Here is a 21,555-nt window from a genome sequence, read left to right as displayed (position 1 = left end):
GGCGGCGTCTACATTCGGGCGTATGGCTACCGACAAGCAGCAGAAGTGGAACGCGACCCGCCTCCCCGACCAGACCGGCCGCACGGCGGTGGTCACGGGGGCGAACAGCGGAATCGGACTCCGGGCCGCGCAGGCCCTGGCCGGGGCGGGCGCGCATGTCGTGTTCGCCGTACGGGACCCGGAGCGCGGTGAGGCGGCGGCGCGGACCGTGAACGGCAGTACGGAGGTCCGGCGGCTGGATCTGGCGGACCTGTCGTCGGTGCGGGAGTTCGCGGCGGGGTGGGACCGTCCGCTGGATCTGCTGATCAACAACGCGGGCGTGATGATGGTCCCGCAGCAGCGGACGGCGGACGGCTTCGAGATGCAGTTCGGCACGAACCATCTGGGCCACTTCGCGCTGACGAACCTGCTGTTGCCGTACGTTACCGACCGGGTCGTGACGGTGTCCTCGGGGGCGCACCGCTGGGGCGACCAGCGGATCCACTTCGACGACCTGAACAGGACGTCGGACTACGACCCGAGGGGCGTCTACGGCCAGTCGAAGCTGGCGAACCTGCTGTTCGTGCTGGAACTCCAGCGGCGGCTGACGGAGTCGGGCTCCGGGGTCCGCGCCCTGGCGGCCCACCCCGGCTACTCGGCCACCAACCTGCAGAGCCACGCGGCGAGTTCGGCGGCCCGGGTGTTCATGAAGTTCGGCAACAGGTTCCTGGCGCAGGACGACCGCGCGGGCGCGCTGCCCACGCTGTACGCGGCGACACAGGAGCTGCCGGGGGCGAGCTATGTCGGTCCGGACGGGCTCGGCGAGATGAGGGGCGCACCGACCCTGGTGGGCCGGAGCACGGCCGCGAGCGACGCCGACGTCGCCCGGCGCCTGTGGACGGCGTCGGAGGAGCTGACGGGGACGCGTTATCCACAGGGTGTGGGGACACGGGGCTGAGCCGATTCGCCCGGGGCCCCGCCGACCTCAGGGTGACCCGGTCAGGTGCCCGGCGTTCGCCCAGAAGGCGTGCAGCGTGCCGGCGAGTTCCTGGGGCGCCTCCTCGGCCATGTGGTGTCCGGAGTCGATCGGGCCGCCTTCCACAGGGTGTGGGGACGCGGGGCTGAGCCCTTCGCCCCGGGGCCCCGCCGACCTCAGGGTGACCCGGTCAGGTGCCCGGTGTTGGCCCAGAAGGCGTGCAGCGTGCCGGCGAGTTCCTGCGGCGCCTCCTCGGCCATGTGGTGTCCGGAGTCGATCGGGCCGCCCTCCAGCCGGTCGCCCGCCCAGTCGCGCCACACGTCCAGGACGTCGCCGTAGAGGTCCCTCATGTCGTCGCGGGTGGCCCACAGGATCTGGAGCGGGCTGTTGATCCGCCGGCCGGTCCGGCGGTCGGCGTCGTCGTGCTCCCGGTCGACACCGAGGCCGGCCCGGTAGTCCTCGCACATGGCGTGCACGGTGGCCGGGTCGTGGATCGCGTGCCGGTAGTCCTCGTACGCCTCGGCGCCCATCTGCTCGGCGGTGGCCGTGTACCAGGCGTCGGGGTCGGCGTTGATGACGCGCTCGGCGGGCTTGTCCGTCTGGCCGAGGAAGAACCAGTGCCACCAGCTCGCGGCGAAGCCGGCGTCGCAGCGGCGCAGGGCCTCCCCGATGGGGACGGCGTCCAGCACGCTGACGGCGGACACGGCCCCGGGGTGGTCGAGGGCGAGCCGGGTGGCCACGTACGCGCCCCGGTCGTGCCCGACGACCGCGAACCGCTCGTGCCCGAGGCGGCGCATGACAGCGAGGCAGTCGCCGGCCATGGCGCGCTTGGAGTACGGACGGTGTTCCGGATCGGTCGCGGGCTTGTCGGACCGGCCGTAGCCGCGCAGATCGGGGCAGACGACGGTGTGACCGGCCGCGGCCAGCAGCGGGGCGACGCGGTGCCACGTGGCGTGCGTACGGGGATGTCCGTGCAGGAGCAGCACGGCGGGGCCGCTGCCGCCGTGCCGCACCCGCAGCCGGACCCCGTCGTCGCCCTCGCACCGGGTCAGCTCGAAACCGTCGAACACACAGGCCTCCCGGGTTCGGTCGTCGAAGTCCGGCTGCCCTGGAGCGCGCGATCCACACGGTGACCACGGCCGTGCCCGCCCGTTGACGTATTTCTCACCTTCGTGCGGAATGCTGCCCTCCGTGAAGCGCACGCCACGTCTCGCTCTCCACGCCGCCGCCGTCCTGCTCACCGTCACCTCGGCCTCCGAGGCGGTCGCCGACGACGGGGCGGGGCCCTTCGGGGTGACGGCGGTCGCCGCGGCGACCGCGCAGAACGCCCGGGTGGGGGCCCTCTTCGCTGGCAAGGAGCACTTCTGTACCGCCTCCGTCGTCCGCAGCCCGCACCGGGACCTCCTCGTCACCGCCGCGCACTGTCTCGACGACAGCGACGACGACCTCGTGTTCGTGCCCGGCTACCGGGACGGCAGAGCGCCGTACGGGAAGTGGAAGGTGCTCAAGCGGTACCTGCCCGACGGGTGGTCCGAGGCGCAGGACGAGGACAGCGATGTCGCCTTCGCCACGGTCGAGGGGGACATCCAGGACGCCGTCGGCGCGAACCGGTTCGTGACCGGCACCGCCACCGGGGCCACCGCGGTCACCGTCACCGGGTATCCCTCCTCCCGTGACCTGCCGATCAGCTGCACCAACAAGCCGACCGCGCACAGCAGTACGCAACAGCGCATCGACTGCCCCGAGTTCACCGGCGGGACCAGTGGCAGTCCCTGGGTGAACGGGAACGGGCAGGTCGTGGGGGTGCTCGGCGGGCACGAGCAGGGCGGGGCGACGCCCGACGTGTCGTACAGCGTGGTCCTCGGGGCGGAGGCCGCCGCGCTCTACCGCGACGTGGTCTGCTGATCTTCGCGCCGACCCCGCCGAGTACCCCGGTTTCCCGCGGGGAAGCTCCTAGACTGACGCGGGCGGACTCCCAGTGGGCGAGGGGCGGTTGACGGTGCGTAAGGCGTGGCTCGTGGCGGGCGCCGTTCTCGGGACGGGGCTCAGCTTCGTGATGCTGCTCGTCGTGGGGGTCTACGTCGTCGCCGGCAACCTCGCCGGCGGGGTGGGCGGAGCCACCAGAGCCCTGGCCAAGGGCGCTGTTCCGGCCGCCTATCAGAACCTCGTGCAGAAGTGGGGCAACCTCTGCCCCGCCATCAACCCGGCCCTGCTCGCCGCCCAGCTCTACCAGGAGAGCGGCTTCAATCCGAGGGCCCAGAGCGCCGCGGCGGCGCAGGGAATAGCGCAGTTCATTCCGGGGACCTGGGCCACGCACGGGGTCGACGGGGACGGCGACGGCGACAAGGACGTATGGGATCCCAATGACGCGATTCCCTCGGCGGCTTCCTACGACTGCTCGCTCGCGTCCTATGTGAAGGACGTCCCGGGGAACCTCACCGAGAACATGCTCGCCTCCTACAACGCGGGCGCCTACGCGGTCATCAAGTACGGGGGCGTGCCGCCGTACAGGGAAACCCAGAACTACGTGAAGACCATCACGACCCTGGAGGAGAGCTTCGCGGCGCCGGTGAGCCGGGTCGATCCCTCCAAGCAGGCCGCCGGGGCCATCTACTACGCGCAGAAGAAGCTCGGGACGCCCTATCTGTGGGGCGGGACCGGTACCACCGAGCAGGGAGGGCGCTTCGACTGTTCGGGGCTGACGCAGGCCTCGTACGAGAGCGTGGGCATCACGCTGCCGCGCGTCGCGAACGATCAGTACAACGCCGGCCCCCATCCGGCCAGAAGTGAACTGTTGCCGGGGGACCTGGTGTTCTTCTCCAAGGACCCCACCAACTCGCGTGCCATCCACCATGTGGGGATTTATGTGGGCGGCGGGTACATGATCGACGCACCGAGAACTGGTGCTGTGATCCGGTTCGACCCGATCGACACTTCTGAGTACTTCGGTGCCACCCGGGTCACCGAAGATGGCGCGAAAGCATTGCCCACGACGGTGTGACCGAGCGTGAAACCCACCCCCTGAGCTGCGGCGATGTGTCTCTCTTCGATAACGTCTGCGTGATCATTCAGTGGAGTGTGGAACGTATTAACGGGAGCCATGCGTTCCTGAGGGCGTAGCCGAGCGCACATGGGTACGCCGGGAAAGACGACGAAGGGGCCGCAGCACCATGGCTGTTCTCGCCGAATCCGGGTCGAACCCCGACGTCGACCTGCTCTACGACATCAACGGCCTGGCCAAGGACGCCCCGCACTGGTTCGACCGGGTCATGGAGTACGTCGGGGAGTACGGCATCCTGCTCGGGATGGTGCTGCTCATCCTGTGGTGCTGGTGGGCGGGCCGCCGGCGCGGTGGTGAGGACGCGGCTTCCTCCGTGGCCGCGTTGGTGTGGGCGCCGCTCGCCGCCGCGCTGGCTGTGCTGGTGAACGTGCCCATAAGGGGGTTCGTCGAGCGGCCCCGGCCGTTCCGGACCCATGAGGGGCTCGAGGTCCTGGTTTCCGGGAAGACCGACTACTCCTTTGTGAGCGACCACGCGACGATCACCATGGCGATGGCAGCCGGGTTGTTCGTGGCCAACCGGAAGTTCGGGCTCGTCGGCATCGCGCTCGCGCTGCTCGAAGGGTTCTGCCGGGTGTACATGGGGGTGCACTATCCGACGGATGTCATCGGCGGGTTCGCGCTCGGGACGGCGGTGACTCTGTTGTTGTCGCCGCTCGCGATGGCTCTTCTCACGCCGGTGATGAAGGCGGTCGAGGGGTCCTCGAAGGGGGCGTGGATCGTTCGCGCACGAGGGGTCGAGCGGGGGACCTCGGTGATTCCCGGGGCCCGGCAGGAGGCCGCGGCCTCCGAGAGGGATCTTGCCGCGTAGCGCATGACGGCTACAGCGCCTGCGGGTAGGTGAAGAACCCCTGCGGGTCGTACTGCTTCTTCACCTTGGTCAGCTTGGTCGCCGCGTCGCCGTAGTACGCCTTCCGCCAGTCCTTCAGCGTCGGGTCCGTGTAGTTCTGGTAGGCCGCGCCCGAGGCGTACGGCCTCATCGCGTCGTGGGCTCCCGTCAGCCAGGACCGGGCCGTCGTGCCCGTCGTTCCCGCCTTCCAGGACGCGATGTACTGGGCCAGCAGGCGGGAGCGGCGGTGGACGAAGGCCGTCGCGGTGGGGGAGACGCGGTTGACCGCTCCGCCGAGGGCGATCAGGGCGATGCTGCCCGAGCCGCCCCGGACCGAGGCGATCTGCCTCAGGAGGGTCTGGATGCCGGCCGCCGAGAGCGAACGGTCGAAGAAGTCCGAGTGCGCCGCGTAGGTCTCGCGGCCGAGTGCGCCCTGCGGGTTGCGGCCCGGGGTGGAGCCGGGCAGGTGGCACCTGGCGTCCGTGGAGAAGGACGAGCAGCCCGCGTACGCCTCCATCGCGCTCTCGTAGGAGTGCCGCCTGAGGGTGACGCTGCGGGCCGGTGAGCCGATCCTGTCGGCCAGGCGGTCGAGCGCGTTCTGGAGCTCGCCGTAGGTGCCCAGGGAGAACGCCGCGACCGCCACGGAGGGCGAGCCGCCGTTCTCCAGGTGGCAGGAGGACCAGATCTCGTCGGGCTGGGCGGGACCCCACTCCTGCCATGCCTTCACCACGGCGGCCGCCCTGGACCACGGCCAGGTCGCGTACGCGGTCACGCCCTGCGGGGCGGGGTGGGTCCTGAAGTGCAGTTCGGTCACCACGCCGAAGTTGCCGTTGCCCGCGCCGCGCAACGCCCAGAAAAGGTCCTTGTTCGTGGACGCGTCGGCGGTCAGCTCCTTGCCGTCGGCCGTGATCAGCGTCGCCCCGGTGAGGTTGTCGCAGGTCAGTCCATAGGCCCGGGAGGCCACACCGTGACCGCCGCCCAGGGTGAGACCGGAGACGCCGACCGTCGGGCACGAGCCCCCCGGGATGGTCACGCCCTTGGCGGTGAGGGCCCGGTAGACGTCGATCAGCTTGGCGCCGGCGCCGACCACCGCGGTGCCGCCCGAGGCGCGCACGCGGTTCAGCCGGGAGACATCGACGATCAGCCTGTTGTTTCCCGAGGACCAGCCGGCGTAGGAGTGGCCGCCGTTGCGGATCGCCACGCGGATGCCGTGGGCGCGTGCATAAGCGACAATAGTGCGGATATCGTCCGCGTTCGCCACGTACGCGACGGCCGCGGGCTTCAGCGAGTCGAAGCGGGTGTTGTAGAGCTGCCGGGCCGTCGCCCAGTCGGCGTCGCCGGGGCGGACCAGGGAGCCGTCCAGGTCGCGGGCGAGGGCCGACAAGTTCGCGGCGGCCGCGGCGGGCGTACGGGAGGAGAGGGACTGGCCGATGGTGCTGTGCGCCGCGCCGGCGCTTCCCCCGCCGTCGCACGCTGCCGTGGCCACCGCCGCGATCGCTGCTGCGCCGCCCCCGATGAACGTACGCCGTTCCATGTGTCCGCGCCTTTCGTCCGCCTCGTCGGCTTCCGTGGTACGAGACGGGGCTGAGGGGGTGAGGGTTCCCTGAAGGGTTCCGGAATCACACTGTGCCCTCGACGTAAGCGTTCCGTGACCTCACCGCACCTTCTGCAGGGGTTCACCCGCAGTTCACTTCCGGCCATCAACGCCTTCACCTGATCTGCCTAATTTCGGCCTTACGCGATGCGTGGTGCGTCACGAGCGCGCATCCGTATCTCCCAGACTTCGCGCACGCCGCCGGATTCAGGACGGCGGCTCCCGGAAGGAACTCAAGTGAAGCTTCAGCGCAAGAACCGGCGGGCCCTCGCCTTCGGTGCTCTCGCCGTCTCCGGCGCCCTGGCCCTCACGGCGTGCGGCTCGGACGACACCAGCGACGGCGGTGGCAGCAGCGCGTCCTCGACCGCCAACGCCAGCAGCATCAAGTGCGACGACGCCAAGGGTCAGCTGCTCGCCGACGGCTCCTCCGCGCAGAAGAACGCGATCGACGCCTGGGTCAAGCAGTTCACGCAGGCCTGTGGTGTGCAGATCAACTACAAGGGCGGCGGCTCCGGCGCCGGTGTGACCGCGTTCACCAACGGCCAGGTCGCTTTCGCCGGTTCGGACTCCGCGCTGAAGCCCGAAGATGTCACGGCCTCCAAGAAGGTCTGCTCCGGCGGCCAGGGCATCGACCTCCCGATGGTCGGCGGCCCGATCGCCCTCGGCATCAACATCTCCGGTGTCGACAAGCTCACGCTGGACGCTCCCACCATCGCCAAGATCTTCAACGCCAAGATCACCAGCTGGAACGACCCGGCCATCAAGGCGCTGAACCCGGGCGTGAACCTGCCGAACCTGAAGATCCAGGCGTTCCACCGCTCGGACGACTCCGGCACCACGGACAACTTCACCAAGTACCTGATCGCCACCGCCAAGAGCGACTGGCCCTACGACGGCGGCAAGACCTGGCAGGCCAAGGGCGGCCAGTCCGCCGCGCAGTCCTCCGGTGTGGCCCAGCAGGTGAAGCAGACCAACGGCGCCATCGGCTACTTCGAGCTCTCCTACGCCAAGGACGGCATCACGGCGGTCAGCATCGACACCGGCGCCTCGGCCCCGGTCGAGCCCACCGTCGACAACGCCACCAAGGCCATCGCGGACGCCAAGGTCGTCGGCACCGGCTCCGACCTGTCGCTGCAGCTCAACTACGCGACCAAGGCCGACGGCGCCTACCCGATGGTCCTCGTCACGTACGAGATCGTCTGCGACAAGGGCAACAAGTCCGACACCCTGGCCGCCACCAAGGCGTTCCTGCGCTACACCGCCTCCGAGGACGGCCAGAAGATCCTCGCGGACAACGACTACGCCCCGATCCCCGAGGACATCATCGCCAAGGTCCGCACCACCATCGAGGGCCTGAGCCGACCACACCGTCCGGTGCACCGCCGCCAGGAGCCGTACGACATGTGCGGCTCAGCAGACCGGAGAACCCGATGGACACCACACAGATAACAGACGCACCGCCCCCCACTCCCCAGCCGACCGAGGCCGAGCAGAAGCGCGCGGCCCGTGGCGCCACCCGGCCCGGTGACCGGATCTTCCTCGGTCTCTCCCGTGGGTCGGGCATCCTGCTGCTGGTGATCATGGCCGCCATTGCCGGCTTCCTCACCTACCGCGCGTCGATCGCGATCAGCAAGGACGACGCCAACTTCTTCACCACCTTCGAGTGGAACACCCAGCTCATTCCGCCGAAGTTCGGCATCGCCGTCCTCGTCTTCGGCACGATCGTCTCCTCGATCATCGCCATGGCCATCGCGGTCCCGATCGCGGTCGCCATCGCCCTGTTCCTCACCCACTACGCCCCGCGCAGGCTGAGCGGTCCCATCGCCTATGTGATCGACCTGCTCGCCGCCGTGCCGTCCATCGTCTACGGCCTCTGGGGCGCCCTGATCCTCGTCCCGCACATGAACGGCCTCTATGGCTGGCTCGACGACTACCTCGGCTGGACCGGCATCTTCAAGTGGCAGGGCGGCGCGCCCCGCTCGATGCTCACCGTCGGCATCCTGCTCGCGATCATGATTCTGCCGATCATCACCAACGTGAGCCGCGAGGTCTTCCGCCAGGCGCCGCAGATGATCGAAGAGGCTGCCCTCGCCCTCGGCGCCACCCGCTGGGAGGTCATCCGCATGGCGGTGATCCCCTTCGGCCGCTCCGGCGTGATCTCCGCCTCGATGCTCGGCCTCGGCCGCGCGCTCGGCGAGACGATGGCCGTGGCCACCGTGCTCTCGCCGACCTTCGACATCCAGGCCAGCCTGCTCGACCCGGGCGGCGGCACCTTCGCCCAGAACATCGCCAGCAAGTTCGGTGAGGCCAGCGAGACGGGCCGGGACGCGCTGATCGCCTCCGGCCTGGTGCTGTTCGTCATCACCCTGCTGGTCAACGGCGCGGCGCGCATGATCATCGCCCGCCGCAAGGAGTACTCGGGGGCCAACGCATGAGCACCGCAATCACCGGGAAGCGCCCCAGCACCCTGCGCGGCGCCAGCCTTCCCAAGTGGAGCCCGTACGCCATCGCCGCCGGCTCCGTCGCCCTCGGTCTCGGTATCAGCGCGGCCGCCGGCCTGGACAGCAGCATCCAGTGGGTGCTGATCGCCGGGCTCCTGTTCGTCCTCGGCACCTATGTCATCGCGGCCCGCGTGGAGGGCCGCCGCCAGGCCAAGGACCGGGTCGCGACCGCGCTGGTCTGGGTCGCCTTCCTGCTCGCCGTCGTCCCGCTGGTCTCCCTGGTGTGGTCGACGGTCTCGCGCGGGGTCAAGGTCCTCGACTTCTACTTCCTGACCCACTCGATGGGTCTGGTCGCCGACTCCGAGCCGGGCGGCGGTATCTACCACGCCATCCTCGGCAGCCTGGAGCAGGTCGGTCTCGCCACCTTGATCGCGGCGCCGATCGGTGTGCTCACCGCGATCTATCTGGTCGAGTACGGGCGCGGGAAGCTTTCCAAGGCCGTCACGTTCTTCGTCGATGTCATGACGGGCATCCCGTCGATCGTCGCGGGTCTGTTCATCCTGTCGATCATGCTGATGTTCGACATGCAGCCCTTCGGGTTCGCCGGCTCGCTCGCCCTGGCCATCCTGATGATGCCGGTCGTGGTCCGCTCCACCGAGGAGATGCTCAAGCTCGTCCCGAACGAGCTGCGCGAGGCGTCCCTGGCGCTCGGCATCCCGAAGTGGCGCACCATCCTGAAGGTGGTCATCCCGACCTCCCTCGGCGGCATCACCACCGGCATCATGCTGGCGATCGCCCGTATCGCGGGTGAGACCGCGCCGGTGCTGCTGCTGGTCTGGGGCAACTCGCTCATCAACTCCAACCCCTTCGAGGGTGCGCAGCAGTCGTTGCCGCTGTACATCTATCAGCAGTACGCGAACAGCGCGGGGTCCGGTGCGGCGTACGACCGTGCGTGGGCGGCGTCCCTGACGCTGATCGCCTTCGTGATGATCCTCAACCTGGTGGCTCGCGGCATCGCCCGCTGGAAGGCCCCGAAGACCGGTCGCTGACGCGACCCCCCAGCGACTGATCTGGAAGTGAAGTAGTCATGGCCAAGCGAATCGACGTAAGCGGGCTCACCGCCTACTACGGCTCCCACAAGGCGATCGAGGACATCTCGATGACGGTCGAGCCGCGCTCGGTGACGGCCTTCATCGGCCCCTCCGGCTGCGGCAAGTCGACCTTCCTGCGCACGCTCAACCGGATGCACGAGGTCACCTCGGGCGGCCGGGTCGAGGGCAAGGTGCTCCTCGACGACGAGGACCTGTACGGCCAGGGCATCGACCCCGTGTCCGTCCGCCGTGAGGTGGGAATGGTCTTCCAGCGCCCGAACCCGTTCCCCACGATGTCGATCTTCGACAACGTGGCGGCGGGCCTGCGCCTGAACGGCTCGTACAAGAAGAGCGAGCTGTCGGAGGTCGTCGAGAAGTCCCTGAAGGGCGCGAACCTCTGGAACGAGGTCAAGGACCGTCTGAACAAGCCGGGTTCGGGTCTCTCCGGTGGTCAGCAGCAGCGCCTGTGCATCGCCCGCGCGATCGCGGTGGAGCCCAAGGTCCTCCTCATGGACGAGCCCTGCTCGGCCCTGGACCCGATCTCCACCCTCGCCATCGAGGACCTGATCGGTGAGCTGAAGGAGCGCTTCACGATCGTCATCGTGACGCACAACATGCAGCAGGCGGCGCGTGTCTCCGACCGCACGGCCTTCTTCAACCTGGCCGCCGTCGGCCAGCCCGGCAAGCTGATCGAGATCGACGAGACGGAGCGCATCTTCTCCAACCCCTCGGTCCAGGCCACGGAGGACTACATCTCCGGCCGCTTCGGCTGAGCCGACACCGACCCCTCGCGGTGCTGCATGGCGGTGCCACCGCGAGGACACAGAGGGCCCGCCCCCGGAATCCGGGGGCGGGCCCGTTTGCGTGCACGGTTCCTACAGAAACGCCAGGTCCACGATCCAGAAGGCGCAGGCGGCCACGATCGCCGCCGCCGGCATGGTGATGAACCAGCCGAGGATGATGTTCTTGGCGACGCCCCAGCGGACCGCGTTGACGCGCTTGGTGGCGCCGACACCCATGATCGCCGAGGTGATGACGTGGGTCGTCGAGACCGGCGCCTTGAACAGGTAGGCGGTGGTGAACATGATCGCCGCACCGGTCGTCTCCGCGGCGAAACCCTGCGGCGGATCGAGCTCGATGATCTTCCGGCCCAGGGTGCGCATGATGCGCCAGCCGCCCGCGTACGTGCCCAGCGACAGCATCACCGCGCAGGCGATCTTCACCCAGACCGGGATCGGGTCACCGTACGTCTCGTTGCCGGAGATCACCAGGGCCATCACCACGACACCCATGGTCTTCTGGGCGTCCTGGAGGCCGTGACCGAGGGCCATGCCGGCCGCGGACACGGTCTGCGCGATCCGGAAACCGCGCTTCGCCTTGTGCGGATTGGCCCGCCGGAAGATCCACATGATCGCGGTCATCACCAGGTAACCGGCGATCAGACCGACGACCGGCGAGATGAACATCGGGATGACGACCTTGTCGAGCACCCCGTTCCAGATCACCTCGGTGCCGCCCGCCAGCGCGGCCCCCACCATGCCCCCGAACAGCGCGTGCGAGGACGAGGAGGGCAGCCCGAAGTACCAGGTGACGAGGTTCCACACGATCGCGCCGACCAGTGCCGCGAAGAGGATCCCCATCCCCTTCGAGCCCTGCGGCGTCTCGATCAGGCCCTCACTGACGGTCTTGGCGACCCCGGAGCCGAGAAAGGCTCCTGCCAGGTTCATGACCGCCGCCATGGCGAGCGCGGCCCGGGGGGTCAGCGCCCGCGTCGACACCGAGGTCGCGATGGCGTTCGCAGAGTCGTGGAAGCCGTTGGTGTACGTGAAGAAGAGCGCGACCAGGATGGTCACGACCAGAGCGAAGGTGTCCATGGAAGAGGTCAGGACTCCTTGACGGCGATGGTCTCCACCGTGTTCGCCACATGCTCGAACGCGTCCGCGGCCTCTTCGAGGACGTCCACGATCTGCTTGAGCTTGAGGACCTCGATGGCCTCGTACTTGCCGTTGAAGAGCATGGCGAGCAGCTTGCGGTGGATCTGGTCCGCCTGGTTCTCCAGCCGGTTGACCTCGATCCAGTACTCGGTGAGGTTGTCCATGGTCCGCAGGTTCGGCATGGCCTCGGCCGTGAGCTCGGCGGCCCGCGCGAGCACCTCGATCTGCTGCTCGACGCCCTTGGGGAGCTCCTCGACGTTGTAGAGGACGACCAGGTCGACGGCCTCTTCCATGAAGTCCATGATGTCGTCGAGGGAGGACGCCAGGTTGTAGATGTCCTCGCGGTCGAACGGCGTGATGAAGGAGGAGTTCAACTGGTGGAAGATCGCGTGAGTGGCGTCGTCACCGGCGTGTTCAGCGGCCCGCATACGCTCTGCGATCTCGGCCCGGCCGGCGGTGTCCGCGCCGAGCAGTTCCATCAGGAGCTTCGAGCCCGTGACGATGTTGTCCGCGGAGGCGGCGAACATGTCGTAGAAGCTCGTCTCCCTGGGGGTCAGACGAAAGCGCACAAGGGGTCCTCGGGGTGCATCGGTTTCGGTCAGGCTGATGCTAAGTGCATCATCCGGCCACGGCTAATGGGCCGTCCCCCAGTGTCGCCCATGAGGCACAGTGGTTGGCACGGGGGCCGTCCGCAGGCCCTATACCCGGGAAACTTCGGTACGATATACCCAGGTGGGGTATAGGAATGCCCCTTGTTGTGGAGGACGCGATGACGACCACCGACACCGGCGCCACGGCGCCCTCCGAGCCTGTGGCCGAAAACGTCACGCACGGCTACCACAAGCAGAAGGACGAACACCTCAAGCGCCTGCGCCGGATCGAGGGCCAGATCCGGGGCCTGCAGCGGATGGTCGACGAGGACGTCTACTGCATCGACATACTCACGCAGGTCTCCGCCTCCACCAAGGCCCTGCAGTCCTTCGCCCTGCAGCTCCTGGAGGAACACCTGCGGCACTGCGTCGCGGACGCTGCCGTCAAGGGCGGCGCCGAGATCGACGCGAAGGTCGAGGAGGCGACGAAGGCCATCGGCCGGCTGCTGCGGACCTGATCAGGGCGTCCCAGGACGGGACGGGCGCCCCCGGCTCACTTGCCGGGGGCGCTCGCGCGTTCTTCGGCCACTTTCAGCACCTCGTCGATGCTCTCCAGGCTGAGCCGGTCGTCCGCGGCCGACGCCGCGATGATCAGCTCTCCGCACAGTTCGATCTCGGCGAGGGCCACGTGGTCCTGAACCGCCGTACCGCCGACCGGAGCCACGCGCATCACCTCTTCTCTGCCGTTACCGACTTCCTAGAGTAGGGAGCGGCACACACACCGCGCATGGCACGGACGGGCTAGTTCTTGACGCCCGTCACGACCGCTCACCCCTCGGCGATCTCCCCGGCGTAGATGTCACGGGCGGCCGGCAGACGTACGTCCGTGGCGATCCCGAAGTCGTACAGGAGGGTCGTCGAGGCGACCGCGACGGTGCCCTGCCGCTGTCCGTTGACGAAGCTGAAGCGGTGGCGGATCTTGCGGATGCGGCCCTGGTCGTCGAGGTAGACGTCGAAGGGCACCGCGGCCGTGGCGAACCCTTTCGCCGCCGCTGCCAGGACACCCTTGTTGGCACCGGAGGCGTCTTTCGCCGCGGCGGCGAGGTCCGCCGTGCCCCGGTAGTGCCGCACCTCGGTCCCCGCGAGCTCGGTCGTGCCGACGTACGTCGCCTTCCTGGTCCCGCGCAGCACCTCGGCGGCGGCGAGCGGATCGGTGGCCCCGCCGGTGACGAGGTTGCCGTCGGAGAGGGTCGCTGTGTCGACGCGCACCCACTTGTCGGCGGGCACACCCGCGCCCCGGTTCTTCATGAACAGGGCACCGGGGGCGAGGAGTTCGGTGATCGGCCGGTGCTCGCTGGTGCCGGCCGGGTCCTGCGGCAGCATCACCTTCAGCCGGCCGAGCCGCTCGCGGAAGTCGTACACGCCCTCGCCGCGGATGGTGACCCGGGTGCCGCCGGTGGCCATCTCCATCGACGTGCTCGCCTTCGAACTGCCCGCGTCCTCAAGGGCGTCGGCGGCCCGGCGCAGGGTTCCGACCGGGTCGGCCGCGCGGGCGTCGTCGAGCGTGGCGCCGCTGCCCGAGCAACCGGTGGCGCAGGCGCACGCCATGAGCACCGCCGCGACGACGACCGACCCGCCGGCCTGCCTCTGCTGCCGCTCCGTCATCGCCGCTACCCCCAGCCGATACGTCCGTCAGGACCCCCTGTCGTTTCGCCTAACGACGGGCAGGAGGGGGTCGTCACGCGCATACCAGGCCTTTACCCGCGGTGGGTAACGTTGTCGGCGTGGCGCAGCAGGACAGGATCCCCCCACCTCCCTCCGACCGACCGGCCCACCACACGCAGATGGTCGAACAAGGCCGCTTCTGCCTGGCCCGGTGCACCTGCGGCTGGCGCGGACCGGCGCGCAGAGCCCGCAGCCAGGCGCGGGCGGACGCGGAGGGGCACGCACCGGTCTGAGATCCGCCCCCGCCCAAGGCCCTACGTGTGTTCGAGCACCCGCACCAGGAGCTCGTCGACGAGTGTCCTGTCCCGGGGCTGGGTCAGCCGGTTCCTCGCGGCCGTCGGGGAGAGCCAGAGGATGCGGTCGACCTCGTCGTTCGGGGCGAAGGCGCCGGTGGTGGCCTCGGCCGCCCAGTAACGGACCTGCTTGGGGCGGCCGTTGGCGTAGTACTTCGCGGCGGAGAGCGGGGCGCCCGGTGCGGCCCGGTACCCGGTCTCCTCCTCCACCTCGCGCAGCGCGCCGGTGAGGGCGTCCTCGCCCCGCTTCAGCTTGCCCTTGGGGTGCGACCAGTCATCGTATTTCGGCCTGTGGACCAGGCAGACCTCCAGCTCGCCGTCGATCGGGGAGCGGCGCCACAGGACGCAGCCGGCCGCCTGGACGGGGGTTTGCGGGGTGTCGGTCACTGGAGTCGCTGCCTCCTTCAGGTGCTGACGGCCTGTTTCTGCCAGCACTGCTGGAACGCGAACCGGGCCGCCTCCACCTCGTGGCGCTGGTCGGCGTGCAGAACGCCGAGGGCGTAGGCGGTGGCCGGGGCGATGCGGGGGGTGCGGGCCGCTGCCGCGGAGGCGGCCGCGGCCTCCGAGGCGTCCCGGTGGCGGTCCAGGGCCTCACCTGCCGTCAGGAGCCGTAGCTCCACCGGGGGGTTGGTGCCGCAGACGACTTCCCTCGCGTATCTGTGCAGGCGAAGGAGGAGGCGGACCTGGTGCCAGGGAGCGTCCTGGGGGTGGGGGGAGGGGTCCGGGGAGAGGCCGTGGATGAGGGCCTCGGCGTTGTAGGGATGACCCGCGGTGACCAGGGGGAGGGCGGTCACCGCGTCCTCGAGGCGTTCCTGGGCCGCGGTGGCCATGGGGTGGAGGTCGGTGGTGACGGCCGTTTTCGTCAAGGGGACTTCGCTCGCCAGTACGGCGATGTTGTCGGCGACCGCGTGGAAGCGGGAGGAGCCGAGGGCCTGGAGGGCGGTGCTGTGGGCTCGGGTGCGGGCAAGGGTGAGCTGGCGGTCGAGGAGGGCGCCTGCTTTTGCGGCGCCCACGGTCAGGTTGCCGCGGTCCGGGGCGGGCACCGGGTGGGTGGGGGAGCCGGCGGTGCCCACCGCCGCACTCGCCGGCTGCGTCGGGAACACCGCCCCCGACAGTCTGTGCAGAGCCAGCAACAGGCGTTCCAGACGGGACTCGTACGCGTGCTCCATGCCCAGGGTTCCCGACAGCCAGGCCAGTTCGGGGCGGAGGGACTCCGACCAGCCGGGGTCCAGGAGCGGGCGGAAGGTGTGGAGGCTGGCGCTGATGCGGCGGACCGAGCGGCGCAGGGCCCGGGCCGCGTCGACGGGGTCCTCCGCGCCCGCCGCCGAGGCACCGCCGTTCTCCCGGTGCTGGCGCAGGGCGCGGAGGAACTCCGTGGCCTGGGACCGCAGGTAAGCCGCGAGGGCGTCCCCGGTGATCCTCCCGGCGTGCCCGGCCAGGGGATCCGTCGGTTCAAGGTGTTGCTGTGCCACGCCGGCGCCTCCGGGCGTCTATGAGCATCTCCTGGACGTTGCGCAGGGGCTGGCCGTCCGCATCCGTGGCGTGCCGGGTCCACTCGCCGTCCGGGCCGAGATGCCAGGACGCGGTGGTGTCGGACATGCCGGTCTCCAGCAGCCGGTTGAGGGCCGCTCGATGGGCCGGGTCGGTGACCCGGACCAGGGCCTCTATCCGGCGGTCGAGGTTGCGGTGCATCATGTCGGCGCTGCCGATCCACATCTCGGGCTCGCCGCCGTTGCCGAAGCCGAAGACCCGGGAGTGTTCGAGGAACCGGCCGAGGATCGAGCGGACCCGGATGTTCTCGGACATGCCGGCGACGCCGGGGCGGATCGCGCAGATGCCGCGCACCCAGACGTCGACCGGCACACCCGCCTGGGACGCCCGGTAGAGCGAGTCGATGAGCGCCTCGTCCACCATGGAGTTGACCTTGATGCGGATGAAGGCGGGACGCCCTGCGCGGTGGTGCTGGACTTCCTTGTTCACGCGGGAAATGAGGCCGTCGCGAAGGGACTTGGGCGCCACGAGGAGGCGGCGGTAGGTCTCGCGACGGGAGTAGCCGGACAGCCGGTTGAAGAGGTCGGAGAGGTCCGCGCCCACCTGCGGGTCGGCGGTGAGCAGGCCCAGGTCCTCGTAGAGGCGCGCGGTCTTCGGGTGGTAGTTGCCGGTGCCGACGTGGCTGTACCGCCGTAGCGTGTCGCCTTCCTGACGGACCACCAGGGACAGCTTGCAGTGGGTCTTCAGGCCGACCAGGCCGTAGACGACATGGCAGCCCGCCTCCTCCAGCTTGCGCGCCCACTTGATGTTGGCGTGCTCGTCGAAGCGGGCCTTGATCTCGACCAGGACGAGTACCTGCTTGCCGGCCTCGGCGGCGTCGATGAGGGCGTCGACGATGGGGGAGTCGCCCGAGGTCCGGTACAGGGTCTGCTTGATGGCGAGGACGTCGTCGTCCTCGGCCGCCTGCTGGAGGAACGCCTGCACCGACGTCGAGAACGAGTCGTACGGGTGGTGCAGCAGGACGTCGCGGGCGCGCAGGGAAGCGAAGATGTCGGGCGCGGACGCCGACTCGACCTCCGCCAGGTCGCGGTGGACGCCGGCGACGAACTTGCGGTACTTCAGCTCGGGGCGGTCGAGGCCCGCGATGCGGAAGAGGCCGGTGAGGTCGAGGGGGCCGGGGAGCGGGTAGACCTCCGCCTCGGAGATCTTCAGCTCGCGCACCAGCAGGTCGAGGACCTCGCGATCGATGGACTCCTCGACCTCCAGACGCACCGGCGGGCCGAAACGGCGCCGCATGAGCTCCTTCTCCAGGGCCTTGAGGAGGTTCTCGGCGTCGTCCTCCTCGACCTCCAGGTCCTCGTTGCGGGTGACCCGGAAGGTGTGGTGCTCCAGCACCTCCATGCCCGGGAACAGCTCCTCCAGGTGGGCCGCGATGACGTCCTCGATGGGGACGTAGCGGCCGGGGGAGGACTCCAGGAAGCGGGACAGCAGCGGCGGGACCTTGACCCGGGCGAAGTGGCGCTTGCCGTTGACCGGGTTGCGCACGATCACGGCCAGGTTCAGCGACAGGCCGGAGATGTACGGGAAGGGGTGCGCCGGGTCGACCGCGAGGGGGGTCAGGACCGGGAAGATCTGGTGCCGGAACAGGGTGAAGAGGCGGGCCTGCTCCTTCTCCTGGAGTTCGCTCCAGCGGACCAGGTGGATGCCCTCCTCCGCGAGTGCGGGGGCGACGTCCTCGTGGTAGCAGGCGGCGTGCCGGGCCATGAGCTCGCGGGAGCGGGCCCAGATCATCTCCAGGACCTCGCGCGGCTGGAGGCCGGAGGCGGAGCGGGTGGCGACGCCGGTGGCGATACGGCGCTTCAGTCCGGCCACCCGGACCATGAAGAACTCGTCCAGGTTGCTGGCGAAGATCGCGAGGAAGTTCGCGCGCTCCAGCATGGGGGTGTTCGGGTCCTCGGCGAGTTCCAGGACCCGTTCGTTGAACGCGAGCCAGCTGCGCTCCCGGTCGAGGAAACGACCCTGCGGAAGCTGGGCGGCCCCGTCGACCGGGATCTCCTCGTACGCGTCGAGATCGGCGTCGAGGTCTGGCTCCAGATCGGAGACGGTGGCCGACACGGTGTGCGGGCGGTGCGCGGCTATGGAGCCCACGGAGGGCTGCACGTGCTGGACCTCTGCCTGGGTGTTCGACTGGCTCATGGACCCATTCTTCCGCGCCGGAAGCGAAACGGGCGCGTCGGAGGCGGCGAGCGGGAGCACGACGGCGACCGGGGCGTCCCCGTTCCCCGCGGATCCCTCGGGCGGCGGCGAAGGCTCTGGCACGGCGGGCTTCATTCGGTGAGGGTCGCAAGCCCGTCTGAACCAACGGTTACGGCGACATGGCGTTCGGGATATCGGGGGACGGCTCCCGAGCGTCCGCACACCTGAACCGCACGTCCTTCCCGCTGCCGGGGGACGTGCGGTTCAGGGGAGCTTTCAGGCGGTACGGCGGCGCAGTACCCAGAAGGCGGCGGTGGTCGCGAGCGCGGTGACGGTGAGGACGATGCCGGTCTCGACGAGGTGCAGGGGCCAGAAATGCGACGGGGGGTGATAGCCGCCGCTGCGGGTCTGCCACAGGCCGGCGGACGCCTCGCCGTTGCCCGCCGTCGGCCAGAAGTCCTCGCGGTACCGCTCGACACACCGGTTGAGCACGATCATCACGGTGACCGCGACCGCGAGGGCGGGCAGGGAGCGTCGTAGCAGCAGCGCGGCGAGCGTGCCGACCGCCAGTGCGCACAGGCCGTACGCCACCACGGCCGGGCCGCGAGCGGCGAACACATCGGGGAAGGACCAGTCGTCGCCCATCAGGTCCCGGTGCGCCGACCAGGCCCAGCGGTAGACGGGAACGAACACGGCACCGGAGAGGACGATCAGCCCTGCGGGCACGGCGAGCTTCACGGTCAGCCAGCGGGTGGGCGTGCAGGACTGCGTCCATGCCAGTCGCGCGGTGCCCGACTCCAGTTCACGGCCGATCAGCGCGCCGCCCGTCCAGGCGGCCACGGCCCAGAAGCTGTAGTACATGAACGTACTGATCCAGCCCATGGGCTCGGAGTAGTCGCGCCAGGCCCCGATACCGCACCGGCCCGGGCCGTCGTCGCGGCAGGCGGCCAGGGTCGCGTGGACCGAGTCGGCGGTGACCTCGGTCAGCCAGAGCAGGTAGCCGACGGAGGCGAGGACGAAGACGCCCCACACCACCAGGGCCGTGCGGTGCAGCCGCAGCACGGTCCGGGTGAGCCCCTGCCGGTGGAGGGTCGGCGCGCTCATCCGATGGCTGCCCGCCTGCGCAGGAGGCCGAACGCGAGGGCGACGGCCACGGCGGTGAGGGCGAGCAGGACGCCGGTCTCCAGGAGCTGGCGGGGCCAGTAGTCGGAGGACGGCAGGTACTCGCGGGTGAAGCGGACGACGTCGTGCTGTGCGAGGCAGGCCTTGTCGTCGTAGCAGCCCGGGTCGCGGATCTCGGTGCCGGCGGACGTGAACGCCCGGCTGCGCGAGCTGAGCTCGGGCTGCTGGTAGCGGCCCTGGAAGGGCCAGTGGTTGCCGCGGAAGGCATAGACCAGGAAGTACGCGACCCCGCTGAAGGCGAGGGCGGGCAGGGTGCGGCGGGCGGTGAGGCCGATCAGGGCGCCGAGGGCGAGACCGAGCAGGGGTGCGGCGACGGTGGCCGGGCCGAGGGAGAAGTAGAGGGAGCGGGGGCCGATGCCGGCGACGAGCAGGTTGCTGTGGGTGGACCACAGCTGGTGGTACAGCACGGTCAGCAGAGTGGTGCCGAGGACGATGAAGGCCGCGGGGACGGCGAGCGCGGTGGCGAGCCAGCGTGCCGGGGAGACCGACTGGGTCCAGGCGAGCTGTGCGGTGCCGCTCTCCAGTTCGCGGGCGATCAGCGGGCCGCCGGCGAACAGGGCGACGGCGAAGGAGGCCATGGTGAGCAGGGTGTCCGGGTAGTAGAAGAGGTCGTTGTACTCGATCGCGGGGCCGTCGGACATGATCAGCCCGGCGTACCCGTAGACGGCCAGCTTGTGCTGTGCGGCCTCGGCGCCGGGGCCGAGGAGCCAGAGCAGGAAGCCCGCGGTGGCGGTCACGAAGGCGAGCCAGATCCACAGGGCGCCGCGGTGCAGGCGCAGGACGGTGTGGATCAGACCGCGTGGCGTGCGCGCCGAAGCGGAGGGCGCTTCGAGGACGGCGGCGGCGCTCATGCGGTCACCGCCGCGGGTGCCGTGGTGCCCGGGGTGAGCAGGGCCGGAGCCTCGGGGGCGCGGAGGTGAGCCAGCAACAGTTCCTCCAGCGAGGGCTCCTCGGTCGCCCAGCCCTCGCCGACCGGGCCGTCGCGGCGGATCAGGGCGGTCAGACCGCGGCCGGCGGTACGGGACTCGATCACGGTGTGCGGGGCCAGATCGGCGGGTGTGCCGCGGCCGGTGACCAGGGTGTGGGCGGCGAGCAGGTCGTCGATGCCGCCGCCGAGCCGGACCCGGCCGCCGCCCAGGAGCAGCAGGTGGTCGCAGGCGTCGGCGAGCTCGGCGACGATGTGCGAGGACATCAGCACGGTGGTGCCGCGCTCGGCGGCGTCCGCCATGAGGGTGCCCATCAGCTCGTGCCGGGCGAGCGGGTCGAGGTCGGCCATCGGCTCGTCGAGGAGCATCAGGTCGGGCCGCTTGCCGAGCGCGAGGGCGAGCGCGACCCGGGTGCGCTGGCCGCCGGAGAGCCCGCGGATCCGGGACTTCGGGTCCAGGCCGCCCTGCTCTACGATCCGGGCGGCGCAGGCGGCGTCCCAGCGGGCCGGGTTGAGCTCGGCGCCCATGCGCAGGGTCTCGGCGACGGTCAGCTGGGGGTAGAGCGGCTTGTTCTGGGCGAGGTAGGCGACCCGGTCGCGGGCCTCGCCGGGCGCCCCGCCGAGGACGGTGAGCGTGCCGGCGGTGTGGTGCAGCAGACCGGCGGCTATTGCGAGGAGGGTGGACTTTCCGGCGCCGTTGGGGCCGACCAGCGCGCTGATGCGGCCCGTGGGCAGCCGGAAGGAGCAGCCGTCGAGGGCGGCGGCCCGCCTGCCGTACCGCTTGCCCAGGCCGGTTGCCTCCAGGGCGACGGCCGGGGTGGAGCTGGTGGAACTCACTGGTCCCCCTTCGGGAAGTGCTCATCGAGTACGGCGGTGAAGAACGCGTCGACGTCCTCGCGGCCGAGGCCCGCGGACCGGGCGCGCTTCGCCCAGTCGTCGAGCTCGGCGCGCAGGGGGGTGTCGGCGGCGTGGGCGCCGAGCGTCCTGCGTACGAAGGTGCCGAGGCCTCGGCGGGCCTCGACCAAGCCCTCGCGCTCGAGTTCGCGGTATGCCTTGAGCACGGTGTTCGGATTGATGGCGGTGGCCTCCACGACCTCGCGGGCGGTGGGGAGCTTGTCGCCGGGTTCGAGGAGGCCCAGTCGTAGGGCCTGCTTGGTCTGCTGGACGATCTGCACGTAGGTGGCGACGCCGGAGCGCCGGTCGATGCGGTACTCGACCACGCGGACAACCACCCTTTCACTAATTGAGTAG

22 protein-coding genes are annotated in these 21,555 nt (G+C 70.0%); 9 read left to right on the top strand and 13 right to left on the bottom strand.

Annotated features, from left to right (window positions below; translation table 11 throughout):
• Nucleotides 1-22: 22 nt before the first annotated feature.
• Entirely contained in the window at nucleotides 23-937 is a 915-nt protein-coding gene (locus RNB18_RS34435) for an oxidoreductase (RefSeq protein ID WP_057608798.1), read from the top strand.
• Nucleotides 938-1,131: 194 nt separating this feature from the next.
• Here the strand turns inward: RNB18_RS34435 and RNB18_RS34430 are convergent, their stop codons facing one another.
• Nucleotides 1,132-2,025, bottom strand: a complete 894-nt coding sequence (locus RNB18_RS34430) for an alpha/beta fold hydrolase (protein WP_311718005.1) — start codon at nucleotides 2,023-2,025, stop codon at nucleotides 1,132-1,134.
• A gap of 121 nt (nucleotides 2,026-2,146) precedes the next feature.
• Between RNB18_RS34430 and RNB18_RS34425 the strand changes: the two genes are divergently transcribed.
• From RNB18_RS34425 to RNB18_RS34415, 3 genes are all read left to right on the top strand, one after another.
• Nucleotides 2,147-2,860, top strand: a complete 714-nt coding sequence (locus RNB18_RS34425) for a trypsin-like serine peptidase (protein ID WP_394817718.1) — start codon at nucleotides 2,147-2,149, stop codon at nucleotides 2,858-2,860.
• A gap of 88 nt (nucleotides 2,861-2,948) precedes the next feature.
• Nucleotides 2,949-3,956: a C40 family peptidase gene (locus RNB18_RS34420; RefSeq protein WP_311718003.1), complete on the top strand. Its 1,008-nt coding sequence runs from the start codon at nucleotides 2,949-2,951 to the stop codon at nucleotides 3,954-3,956.
• A 169-nt stretch (nucleotides 3,957-4,125) separates the two neighbouring features.
• Nucleotides 4,126-4,824 (top strand): phosphatase PAP2 family protein, encoded by a 699-nt coding sequence (locus tag RNB18_RS34415; protein ID WP_311718002.1) that lies wholly within the window; start codon nucleotides 4,126-4,128, stop codon nucleotides 4,822-4,824.
• Between the two features lie 10 nt (nucleotides 4,825-4,834).
• On the opposite strand, the gene RNB18_RS34410 is transcribed toward RNB18_RS34415, so the two are convergent.
• Complete coding sequence (locus tag RNB18_RS34410; protein ID WP_311718001.1) at nucleotides 4,835-6,376, bottom strand: FAD-binding oxidoreductase; 1,542 nt, start codon at nucleotides 6,374-6,376, stop codon at nucleotides 4,835-4,837.
• Nucleotides 6,377-6,673: 297 nt separating this feature from the next.
• Here RNB18_RS34410 and pstS point away from each other — a divergent pair, with 297 nt between their 5' ends.
• From pstS to pstB, 4 genes are read left to right on the top strand one after another with little or no spacing between them, the layout of a single operon-like run.
• Nucleotides 6,674-7,885, top strand: coding sequence for a phosphate ABC transporter substrate-binding protein PstS (pstS, locus tag RNB18_RS34405; protein WP_311718000.1), 1,212 nt, complete (start codon nucleotides 6,674-6,676; stop codon nucleotides 7,883-7,885).
• Nucleotides 7,867-8,871 (top strand): phosphate ABC transporter permease subunit PstC, encoded by a 1,005-nt coding sequence (pstC, locus tag RNB18_RS34400; protein WP_311717999.1) that lies wholly within the window; start codon nucleotides 7,867-7,869, stop codon nucleotides 8,869-8,871. The genes pstS and pstC overlap by 19 nt, the downstream gene beginning before the upstream one ends.
• Nucleotides 8,868-9,926 carry a phosphate ABC transporter permease PstA gene (pstA, locus tag RNB18_RS34395; RefSeq protein WP_311717998.1) on the top strand — a complete coding sequence of 353 codons (1,059 nt, stop codon included), beginning with the start codon at nucleotides 8,868-8,870 and terminating at the stop codon, nucleotides 9,924-9,926. The genes pstC and pstA overlap by 4 nt, the downstream gene beginning before the upstream one ends.
• Before the next feature lie 38 nt (nucleotides 9,927-9,964).
• Entirely contained in the window at nucleotides 9,965-10,741 is a 777-nt protein-coding gene (pstB, locus tag RNB18_RS34390; RefSeq protein WP_059206825.1) for a phosphate ABC transporter ATP-binding protein PstB, read from the top strand.
• 102 nt (nucleotides 10,742-10,843) lie between these two features.
• On the opposite strand, the gene RNB18_RS34385 is transcribed toward pstB, so the two are convergent.
• Together RNB18_RS34385 and RNB18_RS34380 are read right to left on the bottom strand one after the other, a co-directional pair.
• Nucleotides 10,844-11,842, bottom strand: coding sequence for an inorganic phosphate transporter (locus RNB18_RS34385; RefSeq protein WP_311717997.1), 999 nt, complete (start codon nucleotides 11,840-11,842; stop codon nucleotides 10,844-10,846).
• 8 nt (nucleotides 11,843-11,850) lie between these two features.
• A complete protein-coding gene (locus RNB18_RS34380) occupies nucleotides 11,851-12,471 on the bottom strand; it encodes a DUF47 domain-containing protein (protein ID WP_030043659.1) in 621 nt (206 codons plus the stop codon).
• A gap of 200 nt (nucleotides 12,472-12,671) precedes the next feature.
• Here RNB18_RS34380 and RNB18_RS34375 point away from each other — a divergent pair, with 200 nt between their 5' ends.
• Nucleotides 12,672-13,010 (top strand): metal-sensitive transcriptional regulator, encoded by a 339-nt coding sequence (locus RNB18_RS34375; protein WP_057608844.1) that lies wholly within the window; start codon nucleotides 12,672-12,674, stop codon nucleotides 13,008-13,010.
• Between the two features lie 35 nt (nucleotides 13,011-13,045).
• Here the strand turns inward: RNB18_RS34375 and RNB18_RS34370 are convergent, their stop codons facing one another.
• The 9 genes from RNB18_RS34370 to RNB18_RS34330 form a co-directional block, all read right to left on the bottom strand.
• Entirely contained in the window at nucleotides 13,046-13,222 is a 177-nt protein-coding gene (locus tag RNB18_RS34370; RefSeq protein ID WP_167363066.1) for a hypothetical protein, read from the bottom strand.
• 98 nt (nucleotides 13,223-13,320) lie between these two features.
• Nucleotides 13,321-14,157 (bottom strand): hypothetical protein, encoded by an 837-nt coding sequence (locus tag RNB18_RS34365; RefSeq protein WP_311717996.1) that lies wholly within the window; start codon nucleotides 14,155-14,157, stop codon nucleotides 13,321-13,323.
• Between the two features lie 314 nt (nucleotides 14,158-14,471).
• Nucleotides 14,472-14,897, bottom strand: a complete 426-nt coding sequence (locus RNB18_RS34360; RefSeq protein ID WP_311717995.1) for an NUDIX hydrolase — start codon at nucleotides 14,895-14,897, stop codon at nucleotides 14,472-14,474.
• 17 nt (nucleotides 14,898-14,914) lie between these two features.
• Nucleotides 14,915-15,982, bottom strand: coding sequence for a CHAD domain-containing protein (locus RNB18_RS34355; RefSeq protein WP_311717994.1), 1,068 nt, complete (start codon nucleotides 15,980-15,982; stop codon nucleotides 14,915-14,917).
• Nucleotides 15,963-18,332 (bottom strand): RNA degradosome polyphosphate kinase, encoded by a 2,370-nt coding sequence (locus RNB18_RS34350; RefSeq protein WP_394817717.1) that lies wholly within the window; start codon nucleotides 18,330-18,332, stop codon nucleotides 15,963-15,965. The genes RNB18_RS34355 and RNB18_RS34350 overlap by 20 nt, the downstream gene beginning before the upstream one ends.
• Nucleotides 18,333-18,473: 141 nt before the next feature.
• Nucleotides 18,474-19,301 carry a hypothetical protein gene (locus RNB18_RS34345; protein ID WP_311717993.1) on the bottom strand — a complete coding sequence of 276 codons (828 nt, stop codon included), beginning with the start codon at nucleotides 19,299-19,301 and terminating at the stop codon, nucleotides 18,474-18,476.
• Nucleotides 19,298-20,230, bottom strand: a complete 933-nt coding sequence (locus tag RNB18_RS34340) for a hypothetical protein (protein WP_311717992.1) — start codon at nucleotides 20,228-20,230, stop codon at nucleotides 19,298-19,300. Before RNB18_RS34340 ends, RNB18_RS34345 begins: the two co-directional genes overlap by 4 nt.
• Nucleotides 20,227-21,141 (bottom strand): ABC transporter ATP-binding protein, encoded by a 915-nt coding sequence (locus RNB18_RS34335; RefSeq protein WP_311717991.1) that lies wholly within the window; start codon nucleotides 21,139-21,141, stop codon nucleotides 20,227-20,229. Before RNB18_RS34335 ends, RNB18_RS34340 begins: the two co-directional genes overlap by 4 nt.
• Nucleotides 21,138-21,524: a GntR family transcriptional regulator gene (locus RNB18_RS34330; protein WP_311717990.1), complete on the bottom strand. Its 387-nt coding sequence runs from the start codon at nucleotides 21,522-21,524 to the stop codon at nucleotides 21,138-21,140. Before RNB18_RS34330 ends, RNB18_RS34335 begins: the two co-directional genes overlap by 4 nt.
• Nucleotides 21,525-21,555 lie beyond the last annotated feature (31 nt).

The sequence above is a fragment of the Streptomyces doebereineriae genome (assembly GCF_031845645.1).
Lineage (GTDB): Bacteria > Actinomycetota > Actinomycetes > Streptomycetales > Streptomycetaceae > Streptomyces > Streptomyces canus.
This window is presented reverse-complemented; position numbering and strand designations above follow the sequence as displayed.

Bases quoted from the DNA above. Each gene is read 5' to 3' on its own strand.
- RNB18_RS34370 (WP_167363066.1), bottom strand. From the start codon at position 13,222: ATGCGCGTGGCTCCGGTCGGCGGTACGGCGGTTCAGGACCACGTGGCC.
- RNB18_RS34345 (WP_311717993.1), bottom strand. From the start codon at position 19,301: ATGAGCGCGCCGACCCTCCACCGGCAGGGGCTCACCCGGACCGTGCTG.
- RNB18_RS34410 (WP_311718001.1), bottom strand. From the start codon at position 6,376: ATGGAACGGCGTACGTTCATCGGGGGCGGCGCAGCAGCGATCGCGGCG.
- pstA (WP_311717998.1), top strand. From the start codon at position 8,868: ATGAGCACCGCAATCACCGGGAAGCGCCCCAGCACCCTGCGCGGCGCC.
- pstB (WP_059206825.1), top strand. From the start codon at position 9,965: ATGGCCAAGCGAATCGACGTAAGCGGGCTCACCGCCTACTACGGCTCC.
- RNB18_RS34415 (WP_311718002.1), top strand. From the start codon at position 4,126: ATGGCTGTTCTCGCCGAATCCGGGTCGAACCCCGACGTCGACCTGCTC.
- RNB18_RS34340 (WP_311717992.1), bottom strand. From the start codon at position 20,230: ATGAGCGCCGCCGCCGTCCTCGAAGCGCCCTCCGCTTCGGCGCGCACG.
- RNB18_RS34385 (WP_311717997.1), bottom strand. From the start codon at position 11,842: ATGGACACCTTCGCTCTGGTCGTGACCATCCTGGTCGCGCTCTTCTTC.
- RNB18_RS34365 (WP_311717996.1), bottom strand. From the start codon at position 14,157: ATGACGGAGCGGCAGCAGAGGCAGGCCGGCGGGTCGGTCGTCGTCGCG.
- RNB18_RS34375 (WP_057608844.1), top strand. From the start codon at position 12,672: ATGACGACCACCGACACCGGCGCCACGGCGCCCTCCGAGCCTGTGGCC.
- RNB18_RS34435 (WP_057608798.1), top strand. From the start codon at position 23: ATGGCTACCGACAAGCAGCAGAAGTGGAACGCGACCCGCCTCCCCGAC.
- RNB18_RS34350 (WP_394817717.1), bottom strand. From the start codon at position 18,332: ATGAAGCCCGCCGTGCCAGAGCCTTCGCCGCCGCCCGAGGGATCCGCG.
- pstC (WP_311717999.1), top strand. From the start codon at position 7,867: ATGGACACCACACAGATAACAGACGCACCGCCCCCCACTCCCCAGCCG.